The sequence below is a fragment of the Citrobacter sp. Cb080 genome, from assembly GCF_030334745.1.
Lineage (GTDB): Bacteria > Pseudomonadota > Gammaproteobacteria > Enterobacterales > Enterobacteriaceae > Citrobacter > Citrobacter braakii.
Genome location: NZ_JAOWDG010000069.1, coordinates 172,258 through 186,651, shown reverse-complemented (window position 1 = coordinate 186,651; position 14,394 = coordinate 172,258). Strand labels below are relative to the sequence as shown.

Genomic DNA, 14,394 nt, shown 5'->3' with positions numbered 1-14,394 from the left:
CGCCACGCTACATACGGTTCCTGGCTACACTTTTTGGCTAACGAGAGGAGTCAGCATGAAACTAATCAGTAACGATCTGCGCGATGGCGAAAAGCTTGCGCATCGCCACGTCTTTAACGGCATGGGGTATGACGGGGATAATATTTCCCCGCATCTGGCGTGGGATGACGTGCCAGCAGGGACCAAAAGCTTTGTCGTGACCTGCTACGATCCTGATGCGCCAACCGGCTCCGGCTGGTGGCACTGGGTGGTGGTAAATCTGCCAGCAGATACCCGCGTACTCACGCAAGGCTTCGGCTCCGGGCTGGTTGCGCTGCCGGATGGGGTGATTCAGACCCGTACGGATTTTGGTAAAGCAGGTTATGGCGGTGCTGCGCCGCCGAAAGGTGAAACCCATCGCTATATCTTTACGGTTCACGCGTTGGATGTGGAGCGTATTGATGTCGATGAGGACGCCAGCGGCGCGATGGTTGGCTTTAACGTTCACTTCCACTCGCTCGCCAGCGCCTCGATTACGGCGATGTTCAGTTAAGCTGTGTTGTGCCGGATGTCGGCTTCGCCGCATCCGGCCTACTAAACAAGGCTTCTCTACAGAAATTCAGGCAACAATTTCAACAACATCCCTTGGGCTAACAGTTCGGTTGCGCACTCAATATCCGGAGCAAAAAAGCGATCCTGCGTATAGTGCGCAACCTGCTCGCGCAGAGCCTGGCGCGCCTGCTCCAGCAGCGGGCTTGAGGTTAACCCTTCACGCAGGTCAATCCCCTGACACGCCGCCAGCCACTCCACGGCAATCACGCCGCGCGTATTCGCCGCCATCTCCCACAACCTGCGGCCCGCTGCCGGCGCCATAGACACATGATCTTCCTGGTTGGCGGAGGTCGGCAAGCTGTCCACGCTGTGCGGATGCGCCAGCGCTTTGTTCTCGCTCGCCAGCGCGGCCGCGGTTACCTGAGCAATCATAAAGCCGGAGTTCACCCCGCCGTTTTTCACCAGGAACGGCGGCAACTGCGACATATGTTTGTCCATCATCAGCGCAATCCGTCGCTCTGATAACGCCCCGATTTCCGCAATCGCCAGCGCCAGATTATCTGCCGCCATCGCCACCGGTTCAGCATGGAAGTTGCCGCCGGAAATGACATCGCCCTCTTCGGCAAACACCAGCGGGTTGTCGGAAACCGCGTTGGCTTCTACCAGCAAGACCTCCATTACCTGACGCATTTGCGTCAGGCACGCCCCCATCACCTGCGGCTGACAGCGCAAAGAATACGGATCCTGCACTTTTTCACAGTTATGATGCGACTGAGAAAGCGCGCTGGTGTCGGTCAACACGTGGCGGTACAGCGTTGCGGCATCAATCTGCCCACGCTGTCCTCGTGCGGCATGAATACGGGCATCAAACGGACGACGAGAGCCCAAAACGGCTTCGGTGGTCAGCGCCCCACACACCGTCGCAGACGCGAACAGCTCCTGGGCTTCAATTAACCCGCGCAGTGCAAAGGCTGTGGAAGCCTGGGTACCGTTGAGCAGCGCCAGCCCTTCTTTCGCCTCCAGCGTAATCGGCTCCAGCCCGGCCTTTTTCAGCGCTTCGGTCGCCGGAAGCCATTCCCCCTGCCAGCGCGCTTTACCTTCGCCCAGCAGCGTCAGAGACATATGCGCCAGCGGTGCCAGGTCGCCCGATGCGCCCACTGACCCTTTCGCCGGGATCAGTGGATACACCTCGGCATTCACCAGCGCAATCAGCGCTTCAATCACGCTGAGACGAATACCCGAAAAACCCCGCGCCAGGCTGTTGATTTTCAGCACCATAATCAGGCGTACCATCGCGTCATCGAGCGCCTCACCAACGCCTGCCGCATGGGAAAGCACCAGCGAACGCTGTAAATTCTGCAAATCTTCCGTGGCGATACGGGTCTGAGCCAGCAGGCCAAAGCCGGTATTAATGCCATACGCCGTACGGCCTTCAGCGACAATATTATTGACGCAGGCGACGCTTGCGTTGATAGCATCAATCGCCCCGGCATCCAGGCTCAGTTTGACCGGCTGCTGCCAGATGTCGCGTAGTTGCGCAAAGCTCAGATGACCCGGCGTTAATGTCATGGTGTTCATATCAGCGTTTCTCCTGCGTCGCCGCGACCATCGGCAAATTCAGCCCTTCTTCGACGGCGCATTCCACCGCAATGTCATACCCGGCGTCGGCGTGGCGCATCACCCCGGTAGCCGGATCGTTATGTAATACCCGGGCGATACGCGCTGCGGCTTCATCAGTGCCATCGCAAACAATCACCATCCCGGCATGCTGGGAGAAGCCCATTCCTACCCCGCCACCGTGATGCAGTGACACCCAGGTTGCACCGCTGGCGGTGTTAAGCAGCGCGTTCAGCAGCGGCCAATCGGATACTGCATCAGAACCGTCGCGCATGGCCTCGGTTTCGCGGTTCGGGCTGGCGACGGAGCCGGAATCCAGATGGTCACGGCCAATAACAATCGGCGCAGACACTTCGCCGCTGCGCACCATTTCATTAAACGCCAGCCCCAGTTTTTGACGCCATTCCAGACCGACCCAGCAGATACGCGCCGGTAATCCCTGGAAGTTAATCCGCTCACGCGCCATATCCAGCCAGTGGTGCAGATGTTTATCGTCAGCCACGATCTCTTTCACTTTGGCATCCGTTTTATAAATATCCTGCGGATCGCCGGAAAGCGCCACCCAACGGAACGGGCCAATGCCGCGGCAGAACAGAGGGCGAATATAAGCAGGGACGAAACCGGGGAAATCAAAGGCGTTTTCCACGCCCATCTCTTTGGCCATCTGGCGAATGTTGTTGCCGTAATCAAACGTCGGCACGCCCATTTTGCTGAACGCCAGCATTGCCTCGACGTGCGTTGCCATTGAGCGTTTCGCCGCCTGTACCGTGCCCTGCGGATCGGACACCGCTTTCTCCTGATACGCTTCCCAGCTCCAGCCGGACGGCAGATAACCATGCAGCGGATCGTGGGCGCTGGTCTGGTCAGTGACCATATCCGGGCGCACACCGCGCCTCACCAGTTCCGGCACAACGTCGGCGGCGTTAGCGCATAGCGCAATGGAGACCGCTTTACCCTCGCGGGTGTACTTTTCGATACGTGCCAGCGCGTCGTCAAGCGATGTCGCCTGCTCGTCCACGTAGCGGGTACGCAGACGGAAATCGATCCGGCTTTGCTGGCACTCAATATTCAGCGAGCAAGCACCTGCCAGCGTTGCGGCTAACGGTTGCGCCCCACCCATGCCGCCCAGCCCGGCGGTCAGCACCCAGCGTCCGCTCAGGTTACCTTGATAATGCTGACGCCCGGCCTCAACGAAGGTTTCATAAGTCCCCTGCACGATGCCCTGGCTACCGATGTAGATCCAGCTCCCGGCGGTCATCTGGCCATACATCGCCAGCCCTTTGGCGTCCAGCTCGTTGAAGTGTTCCCAGGTAGCCCAATGTGGCACCAGGTTGGAGTTGGCAATCAGCACGCGCGGCGCATTGTCATGGGTTTTGAAAACGCCAACCGGTTTACCGGACTGGACCAGCAGGGTCTCATCGGTCTCCAGTTTGGTCAGCGCGTTGACGATGGCGTCATAACATTCCCAGTCCCGCGCGGCGCGACCAATCCCGCCGTATACCACCAGCTCATGCGGATTTTCCGCCACATCGGGATCCAGGTTGTTCATTAACATGCGCAGCGGCGCTTCGGTCAGCCAGCTTTTGGCCGTTAAAGTGGTGCCGCGTGGGGCACGAATATCCTGCTGACGGTACTTGCTATGAGACATGGTAGAGCACTCCTCGCGAACGATCGGACAGATAAGTAACATATACTTGTCTATACAAGCTGTCGCAAGCGTACTTTTAACAAAAAAGATACAATTTTATTATACTGCGGCAGCAATCACGCTTTTCAGGACATAAACCGCCCTTGCAGGCGATAGCGGGAACCCGGGAAGAGCAAACGGGCATGAGAGACAATGGATGACGCAGACCAGGTTTTACGGCGGATCAGCAGACAGGGATCGTGTTCTTTGATATTCAGCAGCGCGCACTCTTCGGCACTGGCGCGGACCGCTTCAACAATATGCTCGCCTTCCGTTAAAGGGGCTATCAGCGACAGATAAGCGTGCGGCGTAGTCTGGCTGTAATCCTGCGCCAGATACGCTGGCACAATTTCGGCATTCACGCAGCGATCTTCAATCTGCACCGGCAGTTCGTTCTCGTAGTGCACCATGACAGAGTGAAAAATGGAGGTGCCTTCTTTGACGTTTAACACCAAAGCCTGCTGCGCGCTTGCCTGGGTTCGTTCCAGCGTGATCACCTCGCAGCGGTGCTGATGCTGACGGGCGTTGATTTCATCCGCGATGCTGCGAATTTCAAACAGCGCAGACTGGCCCTTCGGCTCGGCGACAAACGTCCCTACGCCCTGCAAACGAACCAGTAACCCTTCATCCGTTAACTCACGCAGCGCCCGGTTGATGGTCATGCGGCTGAAACCATACTGCGCCACCAGCTCCGCCTCAGAGGGAATGCGATCGTGAGGTTGCCAGATACCGCTGGCAATCTTTTCGCTGATCTCCTGTTTGACCTTTTCGTAAAAAGGTGCCGGAGCAGAACGGGATGGGAGCATGCGTAAGCCTTCCTTAAGCTGAGAATGTGAGTGGGTACAGTTTACAGACATTACCCGAACCTGATAAGCGCAACGCCATCAGGTATATCAGTGCCACCAGTGCGCGATTTGCCAACCTAATCGCGCCGCAACGCGCGCCGCTCTGCCATCATCGTCAAAGCGTGGATTAAATTCAACCATATCCACCGCCTGCAGTTTACCGCTACGACACAGGGGTTCAATCAGACTCAGCAGCGTCGCCAACGGTACGCCCAGCGCAGCGGGTGCCGACACGCCGGGCATTTCCCACACCGGCAGCACGTCGAGATCGATAGTCAGATAGATAACATCCAGGTTGGCGACAAACTGCGCTAACTGCGCCTGCGCCGTTGCACAGTACAGATCTTCCACCACGGTCACACCAAGCCGCTGCGCCTCATCCCATAACGCCTGGGTGTTTGCCGCCCGACTGACACCGATACAGGCATAGTGAAATTCCCGCTGCTGTTCATCGCAAAGCTGCGCCAGTTGGCGAAACGGTGTGCCGGAAGTAGCCTGATCGGCATGGCGCAAATCGAGGTGGGCATCGAAGTTGACGATCCCCACTTTCGCCTGCGGGAACGCATCCAGCACGCCTGCGCCGTGCGCAAATGCGGTTTCGTGTCCTCCTCCCAGAACAAAGGTACGTATATTCTCCTGCTGACAGCGCTGCACCGCATTGCGTAGCGCCTGCTGCGCGCCCTCAAGGTCGGGGGCCTGGGCCACAATATTTCCCAGATCCACCAGCCGATGATGCCCATCGTGGCTGGCTAAATTCGCCAGCGCCTTGCGCAGCACATCGGGCGCTCCGGCGGCTCCCGTCCGGCCCTGATTACGTTTCACGCCTTCGTCGCAGGCAAACCCAAGCAGCGCTATCTTCTCGCGATACATTTCTGGGCTAAATGTCGGGCTCAGCGTGATAGTCTGAAACAGGCGCAGCGCATTCGGCGATTCGGCGCGGTCATCACGTCCCTGCCACAGCGCAGGTGAAACAGGTTGCCAGTGAGTCATACTATTTGTCCTTTGAATACGCGTTGGTAGAGCGGGTTACACCCTGGTTCATACAGGATCTCGACCGGGAGAGTTGCATCCCACACCACAAAATCGGCCACAAACCCGGCCTTCAATTGACCATGAGTGGCATGACGTCCCAGCGCCCGGGCCGCATGACGGGTTACGCCCGCCCATGCTTCTTCCGGCGTTAAGCCAAACTGAACGCAGGCCATATTCATCGCCCAGTGCAGGCTGATAAACGGGCTGGTACCCGGGTTAAAATCTGTCGCCACCGCCATCGGTACCTGATACTGACGCAGCAACGCCACCGGCGGACGCTGTTGCTCTTTAAGGAAATAGAATGCGCCGGGCAGCAGCACGCCGACCGTACCGCTTTGGCTCATCGCCGCCACGCCCACTTCATCGAGATATTCAATATGATCGGCGGATAACCCGTGGTAGCGGCTTACCAGCTGTGCGCCACCCAGCAATGACAGCTGTTCAACATGGCCCTTAATCGGGATGCCCAACGCCTGCGCGGCCTGAAACACCCGCTCGCTCTGCGCCAACGAAAAACCCACGCTTTCACAAAACAGATCCACAGTCTCGAACAGCCCTTGTTCCCACAGCTGCGGCAAAATGGTCTCGCACACCAGCGTAATATAGCCGTCAGGATCATCCCGGTATTCTGCTGGAGTCGCGTGAGCAGCCAGCAGCGTGGGGCTTATTTCAATGATATTCTCCGCCGCCAGCGCGGCTGCCACGCGCAATATTTTCTCTTCTGTCTGCAAATCCAGGCCGTAACCGGATTTTATTTCCAGCAACGTAACGCCTTCTTTGATTAGCTGTTCCATACGCTGATGCGCTAGATGTAAGAGTTGCTCATCACTGGCGCTGCGGGTTGCTGATACGGTGGCATTGATCCCCCCGCCCTGGGCGCTTATCTGCTGGTAGGAGACACCGTTTAGCCGCTGCTCCCATTCGCCTGCGCGGTTTCCACCAAAGACCAGATGCGTATGACAGTCAATCAGGCCAGGTGTAATTAGCCTGCCCTGCATATCAAAGGTATTGTCATGTGTGAGATAGAGCGATGACTCCGGGACGATATCGCGAATCTTCCCCTGGCGGACGATCAGCGCATGACCCTCCACCAGCCCATACGGGGTGTTACGTTCGGGATCCATGGTCGCCAGACGAACATTGCGCCAGATAACATCATCAGGGAAGAATTGCTGCATTCGACTCACCACTTGTCATAGGTTGTATAGACATTTATTTTTGATTATACGGATGTTGTCAACCTGAAGGACCGTAATTGTTATGTATTTGTGATATAAGAACTCTCCGCACCGGGCATTACGGCGATAAAAACAACTTTTTACCTTTTAACCTTCCCGTTTCGCTCAACTTAGTATAAAAAAGCAGGCTTCAATGGATAACTTTCAAAGCCCGGAGCAACCTGTGAACATATCATCAGTTTCCCGTCTGGCGCTGGCAATGGCTTTTGGCGTGACGCTGACCGCCTGTAGCTCTACGCCGCCCGATCAAATTCCTTCCGATCAGACCGCGCCAGGTACTTCTTCGCGCCCGATCTTGTCGGCCAATGAAGCGAATAACTTCGTTGCTGCGCACTATTTTTCCGCGCTGACGCCAAACACCGCGCCGTGGAGCCCTTCTGCTATTTCTCTGCCTGCACAGCCTGACTTCGTGGTTGGCCCGGCTGGGACTCAGGGCGTCACCCATACCAGCATTCAGGCTGCGGTTGATGCGGCAATCATCAAACGTACTAACAAACGTCAGTACATCGCGATTATGCCGGGCGAGTATCAGGGCACGGTATATATCCCGGCAGCAACGGGAAGTCTGACGCTGTACGGTATGGGCGAAAAACCGCTGGATGTGAAAATTGGCCAGGCTATTGATGGTGACATGAGCACCGCAGACTGGCGTCGTACGGTGAACCCGGGCGGTAAATACATGCCGGGTAAACCGGCGTGGTATATGTTTGATAATTGCCAGAACAAGCGCGGCACAAATATTGGCGTGATGTGTTCTGCCGTCGTCTGGTCGCAAAATAATGGTCTGCAATTGCAGAACCTGACCATCGAAAACAATCTGGGTGACAGCGTTGATGCGGGTAATCACCCGGCCGTTGCGCTACGTACCGATGGCGATAAAGTGCAGATCAATAAGGTCAACATCCTCGGTCGCCAGAATACGTTTTTCGTGACTAACAGCGGCGTACAAAACCGTCTGGAAAACGATCGTCAACCGCGTACTTTGGTAACCAACAGCTACATTGAAGGGGATGTGGATATTGTTTCCGGTCGCGGCGCCGTGGTGTTCGATAACACCGATTTCCGCGTTGTGAACTCCCGTACGCAGCAAGAAGCCTATGTGTTTGCACCAGCGACGCTGTCAAACATCTACTACGGCTTCCTCGCCACAAATAGCCGCTTCACGGCGAATGGTGATGGCGTGGCACAGTTGGGACGCTCGCTGGATGTCGATTCGAACACTAACGGTCAGGTCGTTATCCGCGACAGCGTGATCAACGAAGGCTTTAACATGGCAAAACCATGGGCTGACAGCGTTATCTCGAAGCGTCCTTTTGCCGGTAATACCGGTGCACAAGATGACAAAGGTGAAATCCAGCGCAACCTGAACGACACCAACTTCAACCGCATGTGGGAATACAACAACCGCGGTATCGGTAGCAAAGTGGTTGCCGAACCGAAGCAGTAATCACAGCCATCAAACCGCTGGCGGGAACACTCCCGCCACCCCCCTTCACCGCTTTCAACGTCTTTTATTCACACAGGTCATATTTTCACCAACGCAGGTTTGAAATCGATCGCGTGAATCAATCTATTTATAGCCAAAATAATTCGAGTTGTATGAAGGCAAGCCCAGGCGCTTACATAAGTAAGTTACAGAAACGATTAACTTGATAAATATCATTCTGCCGCTAAACTCAATTTTTAACCCAAAATAGATAAAAGCCAATTCATATTAATTTTAATATATTAACCATATCAATACATATCACTCTCCAGAAAAGGAAAATTACCGTAACGTAATCTAAAAATAACTCAAAAAAAACCTCATGATATTTGTTATATATAAAATATATATGGGAAATGATTCAAAAAACAACTCATCTGACCAGTCACTCTTTTTCCTAATTATCCCATCACAACTTTTAGCTTCTGGTGCTTTCTTAAAAATGCCGCATATAATGTTTTGGCACTAATGTGTGCAGGGTTAATTTTTTACAGCAACTAATATCTAAGGATTTATGGATATGAAAAGCATGATTCATTCATGGAAAAGGAAATCAGCGCAGTATCGTGAGCTGAAAAAGCAGAAAGGCGTGACGCTGCTTGAAATTATCATTGTACTGGGAATTATCGGTATTATTGCCGCAGGCGTGGTTGTTTTGGCACAGCGTGCGTTTAAAGCGCAGGATATTTCTGATGTCATTGAAAATACGAACTCTGTTCGTGTTGCAATGGCCGAAGCGTATAAAGACGAGGCTAGTTATCCGCTTCCGACAGGTAGTGTTATTGGTTTGACGAAAGCAAATATCGCCGCCACAGTCAACAATGATGCGCCAATCGTTGGCCTGGTGAGAATGGGTAAAATTGACGTAGCTGAAGCTTTTAACGGAATTTCCAGCGATGCTTTTGAAATCGGTCCAGCAATCATCACTACCGGCGCTACTGTAAATAAAGGTTTCTATGTTGTTATTAACGGCCTGGAAGTGGAAGACTGTCGTAACCTTGCATCGCAGGTAGGTCCACAATGGGATTACGTTGCAAGTGGTACGGCAGCATCGGGTGCACAACTGGGTTCGACTGCTCCTATCGACATGGCCGCGGGTGCTACTGGCGTAGTTCTGAAAAGCCTTGCAGGAAACCGCTTGAGTCCGGTAACCATATCTGCCGCAGGTTTCTGTGATGCCACTGCTTCAGATAATGCTTTAATCCTGGGCAGTCGCTAATACGCTTATATTTTATGTTGTACTTGTTCTGCCCCCTGAAGGGGGCAGTTTTGCTAAATGGATTTAATAGATGATAAGTAAGCGCAACGCTAATATTTACGAACGTCAGGCAGGCGTCACCCTTCTTGAAATGATTGTTGTGCTTGCCATTATCGGCATGTGCCTGATGACATATGCCAATTATAAACGAAAAGAAGCCCAGCAAAGTCACCAACTGATTGTCGCTGATATGATCGCCCGTGATATTTCTGGCGTGATGCGCTTTGTGGCACAAGACAAACTGGCTACCTCAAATAGCGCACAACAAGCCAACCCACTATACGGAAAAAATACTCACGTCAATATCGCGAATTATGATAACCGCGTCACTAACAGGACATTACAGGATTCACCCGACAGGGATGATAATAATTTTTATTCCGGCTGGTCTGCTGCTGTGTCAACACAAACCGATGTATCGCCCACCCGGGGTTCTCGCTATCTGTTTCTGGGTAGCGAATGTAGAAATGGCAATATTGAGAAAGGGAAACTGCCCTTCAAGCTTACGGAATCCATGCTGCCGTGTGAACTGCGCCCTGGCGCCGAATCGCTGGAGCTAGTGCTGGAACGCGTGGACTTCGTCAACAACAATCGCACCAACGGGTTGGGCATTGAACGTGTCGACTTCTATCTCGTCTACCAGAACGAGGTCGAGAACGAAGGCCTCCATTTTGCCGGATTTATTAAGCCGCTGGAAAAAGCGCTGAAAAGCGTCGATCTCGGTTATCTGCAGGCGGTGGTGTTTGAAGTCAACAATAGCGGTAATTTTAACCTGGTAACAACGGCCGCAGACCAACCGCTGCAGATGGGGGACGTTCCCAATAATCTGGACAAGCTCGATGCGAATAAACGTTACGGCATTCGCTTAAGCTTAGACAAAAACAGTGAAGATATTGCAGCCGATGGTTCTGTTCCGGCTGCCAAACTGTGCTGGAACGATGCCAAAGGCGAAGCCGGACCGTGTATTACGGCGATTGATGAAGACCGCCTGCTGATTACCAGCAGCGATGCAACGGGCAAAGATAAAAACGAACCGGCGATGTGCTGGAGCAGAGAGCAAAACAAAAGCACGCTGTGCCTGGCGGCAATGAACAGCAACGGCGTCAATCCAGATGGCAGGCTTAATCCAGACGGCACGCCGTATAATCCAGACGATCGCATTCTGCATCTGCGTACCAGCGCGGATAAAACAGACGGTAGCGAAGTAGATCCTGCTTCGCCGAGCTCGCTCAAAGGCACCACCGGCACGCTGTACGCCAATATAGTGATGGAAAATACCTCGCGCAGGCATCCGGAAAAATGGTATGTGGCTTACAATGGAACTGATGCTGACAGGCTTAAAAACGGTATCCAGGATGATGATGATACCAGTAGCTTACCTAATCAATTTGCAGATGCTTTCCATGGTCAGTATGAACTGGTGACGCCCACCACCACCTTTTATCAGTCATTCAAAAACGACTATCCGCAGGGTAAAGGTCCGACAGAAGCTGATCCTGTTTATACAGCCGCAAATGATAGTACAAATTACAACAAGCTCTTAAGTGAGCCGGGCGTGATTCGTTTACCGTTGCAAACGTGTCCTAAAGTAACCGGTATCGATAAAGATCGTAAAACCAAGCTGCGTAGCCTCTATCCCCGCCTGTCGGTCGCCATATCATCTGTCGCGGCAGATGAGGATGATGGGGCAAACAAAACCGGTGGCTATTTCGACTATACCCAGCAGGGGGCAACCCGGACGAATAGCTACAAGAGTAAGAACGATCCGAAACCTTTGGGCGCGGTAGCCGCTGTGGCGATCCAGGCCAACATCGTGGTGAACAAAGATATTGTCTCTGCCAACGTCCCGGATAAAGCGAACGTAAACGGAATCTTTGAGGACTGGATCGCGGAGAAATGGTTTAAAGGCACAGGTAATAATCTGGACGAGCCCTTCTGGTTAATCAGCGCCGCGTCGGCAACGATTACCCCAGGTGGCAAAAAAGATGTGAATAAAATAAACCCACAGTCTCTCTCGGTGGTAATTAACCAGTGGTGCAGCACAATCCCGCAGGGGGGAATGATTTCATCCGAAGGTTACGCCTGGACTGAGGCGGAGCCGAATAAGTATGTGCTCCATTCTCTTGTTGCGGAAGATAACGATCTTAAGTTTTATAAAGAAAACGGTAATGAACTTGATATTCCGGACCATGAAAGAATCACCTATTAATCATTGGAAGAGTAAGATGAAAAAAACATGGATAATTGGGGCTGCCGTGTCCGCATTATTAGGCAGCCAGGGAAGTTTTGCCGCCAGCGCGCCAGCCGGGCAAAAAATTGACGCAGGGATGTTAACCACCACGCCAGTGAAAGAAAGTACAACCACGCCGCGAAATCCCTTTTCCGGAGATGATACGGTGAAAAGCGTCGCGCCTGTCAGTGCGCCAGTAGTGGAAATAAAAATTGATTTACTGGAAGAAGAGTTATTAAGCCAGCAGCTCTCAAAATGGGCGCAGCAAAATGGCTATAAGCTGCTCTGGAACAGCTCAACTGATTTTGTTATTTACAAGGCAATTCATTTGCAGGGTAAATCAACACAGGATGTGCTGGTTAAACTTGGACAAGTATTTACGTCAGAAAACTACGGGCTGGTGATTAAAGACTACCAGGCGAATAACGTACTGATCATTGATGAGCAGTAATTACGCAAGGGAATAATGCTATGAAAATTAAAGTTTCGCTTCTGGCGTTGACGCTGGCTCTTCAGGGTTGTACGTCTATTGATACCAAGTACGATAAAAGTATTGTCCAGCAGGAAACCGGCAACCCGACCACTCCGGATGAGATGAAAACGACCGGTTATATGAAATATAACGAGCCCTATCTGGGCAAAAAGGTTGAATATAACTCCCGTAAACAGGCGCTGCTGCGTAAGCAGGTGAGTATTCAGTCTTACGAGCCTACCGATCTGGCGACAATCCTTGAGGCGGTAACCGCGCAAACCGGTATTAGCTACCGTATTAATACTTCCGTTCCCGGTGGAAAATCGGATGCGGGGGAACCGGAGTTCCGCAGCGTTAAGTTCAACGGAACGTTTGAGGAATTTACCCGCTATATTTCCGCGCTGTATGACGTGAATCCACTGCTGGATAACAACGGCGTGCTGGTCGTCTCTTATTTCCAGAACTATGTGCTGAAGCTCGATTTTTACGGCGAAGACAACAAGTTTGAGACCAGTCTCGATCTGTCCGGTAATGAAGCCACTTCCGGCGGCGGTCTGAAAGGCAAAGCCGAAACCAAGTTTGAATCCAGCTTCTGGGACGACGTTGAGGATATGGCGGAAAAATTTGTCTCCAGCGGCGTTTACAGTATTTTCAAAGACGCCTCGATTCTGACGATCACCGCGCGTCCTTCGGAATATCACGCGCTGAATGAGTCGCTGAAGAAATTCCAGGCGGATAATACCCGACAGTTTGTCGTGACTTACAAAATATTTACCCTTGATAAGCGCAAAACGAAAGAGCTGGGCGGTGGGGTCAATATGACCTTCAACGACGGGACCTCCTCTTTTGGTATCGACAGCTCAGAAATGCTGATGAAGCTCTCCGGCGGCTTAACCGCAGGCTGGACCAATCAGCATATGAATATCAGCTCTCAACTGGATGCCCTGTACGAACTCACCGGCAGTAAGGTGATCCAGAGCGGTTCGTTTATTACCCGTAATAACATCCCTATTCCGCTCAACATGACCACGTCGCAATATTATGTCTCCAGTCGCACCAGGGAACAAGATTCCAATACAGGAGACGTCAGCACGGAGGTGGAAACCACAGAACTGGTCACTGGCACCAGCTTTATTCTTACCCCGCGTATCTTAACCGACGGGCGAATTGAAGTGGCCAGTGGCTTTACCAAGCGCTACCTCAACTCAATCGATACCTTTGATGAAGTTCAGTTGCCGTCAGTAAGCACGACGGAAATGTTTAACATTTCCACAATTACGCCGGGTAGCCTGCTGCTGGTCAGCAAATACGAAGCGAAAGAGGATTCTGACGGTCAGGGATGGTCGGTGCTGGCAGGCTCGGTTACCAACAGCGATCATGTCGAAACCGTGGTTATGGTAGTCGGTATTGATAATTACCGTGCCCCAACCCAGACCCGATGAGGGCATCATGCTTAAGCACTTATCAGAAAATCGGGTATTAATTGATCTGGTCTGGAGCTACGAGCCTGCCTATCACGAGCCTTATTATCTTGACTGGCTGGCACATTTGCGGCGAACCCATCGCCAGTTAACGGGCCAGTCTGATGAAGGGGAAATGGTTACGGGTTTCTGTACCAAACACTCCACCTTATATGAGCCTTTCGCCCTGTGGATGAAAGCCCTGTACGGTGACGGTATTTATTATTATGAGCAGGCGGAAAGCTGCTATTTCCTGATTATCTCGCACGGTGTTCCCGTTTCGGGCAGCGATCGTCTGGTCTCCAGACGCTTCTGGATGAAGCTGAAAGAGCAGTTGAAAGAATCGCCACAGTATGCGGAGCTACCGTTAATTCATTTAACGGAACAGCACATTGAGGCAGTGATTGAAGGCTGTACTGGACATCAGCATCGGCAGAAAAAGCGGCGGCAGATGATGATCGGCGCTCTGATAGCAGGCGGCATCGTATTTTTACTGGTGTTTATGACACTGCTGAAATTATTTATAAAAGGATGAGAA

General features: G+C 52.6%; 12 protein-coding genes. 7 read left to right on the top strand and 5 right to left on the bottom strand.

All coding sequences use genetic code 11. The annotated features are described in order from the left end of the window. The first annotated feature begins 55 nt into the window (after positions 1-55). Positions 56-532, top strand: coding sequence for a kinase inhibitor (locus OGV38_RS13560; protein WP_016156043.1), 477 nt, complete (start codon positions 56-58; stop codon positions 530-532). A gap of 56 nt (positions 533-588) precedes the next feature. Here the strand turns inward: OGV38_RS13560 and hutH are convergent, their stop codons facing one another. The 5 genes from hutH to hutI form a co-directional block, all read right to left on the bottom strand. Beyond that, positions 589-2,109, bottom strand: a complete 1,521-nt coding sequence (gene hutH / locus OGV38_RS13555; protein WP_269517600.1) for a histidine ammonia-lyase — start codon at positions 2,107-2,109, stop codon at positions 589-591. A gap of 1 nt (position 2,110) precedes the next feature. Continuing rightward, positions 2,111-3,796: a urocanate hydratase gene (gene hutU / locus OGV38_RS13550; RefSeq protein WP_016156041.1), complete on the bottom strand. Its 1,686-nt coding sequence runs from the start codon at positions 3,794-3,796 to the stop codon at positions 2,111-2,113. Between the two features lie 125 nt (positions 3,797-3,921). After that, the gene (locus OGV38_RS13545; protein WP_016152334.1) at positions 3,922-4,641 is read right to left on the bottom strand and encodes a histidine utilization repressor; all 720 of its coding nucleotides are present in this window, start codon (positions 4,639-4,641) and stop codon (positions 3,922-3,924) included. An 87-nt stretch (positions 4,642-4,728) separates the two neighbouring features. After that, the gene (gene hutG / locus OGV38_RS13540) at positions 4,729-5,670 is read right to left on the bottom strand and encodes a formimidoylglutamase (RefSeq protein ID WP_049043085.1); all 942 of its coding nucleotides are present in this window, start codon (positions 5,668-5,670) and stop codon (positions 4,729-4,731) included. Next, positions 5,667-6,890, bottom strand: coding sequence for an imidazolonepropionase (hutI, locus tag OGV38_RS13535; protein ID WP_286473519.1), 1,224 nt, complete (start codon positions 6,888-6,890; stop codon positions 5,667-5,669). Before hutI ends, hutG begins: the two co-directional genes overlap by 4 nt. A 223-nt stretch (positions 6,891-7,113) precedes the next feature. Between hutI and OGV38_RS13530 the strand changes: the two genes are divergently transcribed. The 6 genes from OGV38_RS13530 (at position 7,114) to OGV38_RS13505 (ending at position 14,391) form a co-directional block, all read left to right on the top strand. Then, positions 7,114-8,397: a putative acyl-CoA thioester hydrolase gene (locus OGV38_RS13530; RefSeq protein WP_286473517.1), complete on the top strand. Its 1,284-nt coding sequence runs from the start codon at positions 7,114-7,116 to the stop codon at positions 8,395-8,397. A 559-nt stretch (positions 8,398-8,956) separates the two neighbouring features. After that, entirely contained in the window at positions 8,957-9,655 is a 699-nt protein-coding gene (locus OGV38_RS13525) for a prepilin-type N-terminal cleavage/methylation domain-containing protein (RefSeq protein WP_269517607.1), read from the top strand. Between the two features lie 70 nt (positions 9,656-9,725). Next, positions 9,726-11,903: a type II secretion system protein gene (locus OGV38_RS13520; protein ID WP_286473513.1), complete on the top strand. Its 2,178-nt coding sequence runs from the start codon at positions 9,726-9,728 to the stop codon at positions 11,901-11,903. A gap of 16 nt (positions 11,904-11,919) precedes the next feature. Further along, complete coding sequence (locus OGV38_RS13515; RefSeq protein ID WP_019076325.1) at positions 11,920-12,375, top strand: TcpQ domain-containing protein; 456 nt, start codon at positions 11,920-11,922, stop codon at positions 12,373-12,375. A gap of 20 nt (positions 12,376-12,395) precedes the next feature. Further along, entirely contained in the window at positions 12,396-13,838 is a 1,443-nt protein-coding gene (locus tag OGV38_RS13510) for a type II and III secretion system protein (protein WP_047415217.1), read from the top strand. A 7-nt stretch (positions 13,839-13,845) separates the two neighbouring features. Beyond that, positions 13,846-14,391 (top strand): hypothetical protein, encoded by a 546-nt coding sequence (locus OGV38_RS13505; protein WP_019076323.1) that lies wholly within the window; start codon positions 13,846-13,848, stop codon positions 14,389-14,391. Positions 14,392-14,394 lie beyond the last annotated feature (3 nt).

Coding starts and splice junctions, on each gene's coding strand:
- OGV38_RS13560 (WP_016156043.1), top strand. CDS start 56: ATGAAACTAATCAGTAACGATCTGCGCGATGGCGAAAAGCTTGCGCAT.
- hutH (WP_269517600.1), bottom strand. CDS start 2,109: ATGAACACCATGACATTAACGCCGGGTCATCTGAGCTTTGCGCAACTA.
- hutU (WP_016156041.1), bottom strand. CDS start 3,796: ATGTCTCATAGCAAGTACCGTCAGCAGGATATTCGTGCCCCACGCGGC.
- OGV38_RS13545 (WP_016152334.1), bottom strand. CDS start 4,641: ATGCTCCCATCCCGTTCTGCTCCGGCACCTTTTTACGAAAAGGTCAAA.
- hutG (WP_049043085.1), bottom strand. CDS start 5,670: ATGACTCACTGGCAACCTGTTTCACCTGCGCTGTGGCAGGGACGTGAT.
- hutI (WP_286473519.1), bottom strand. CDS start 6,890: ATGCAGCAATTCTTCCCTGATGATGTTATCTGGCGCAATGTTCGTCTG.
- OGV38_RS13525 (WP_269517607.1), top strand. CDS start 8,957: ATGAAAAGCATGATTCATTCATGGAAAAGGAAATCAGCGCAGTATCGT.
- OGV38_RS13520 (WP_286473513.1), top strand. CDS start 9,726: ATGATAAGTAAGCGCAACGCTAATATTTACGAACGTCAGGCAGGCGTC.
- OGV38_RS13515 (WP_019076325.1), top strand. CDS start 11,920: ATGAAAAAAACATGGATAATTGGGGCTGCCGTGTCCGCATTATTAGGC.
- OGV38_RS13510 (WP_047415217.1), top strand. CDS start 12,396: ATGAAAATTAAAGTTTCGCTTCTGGCGTTGACGCTGGCTCTTCAGGGT.
- OGV38_RS13505 (WP_019076323.1), top strand. CDS start 13,846: ATGCTTAAGCACTTATCAGAAAATCGGGTATTAATTGATCTGGTCTGG.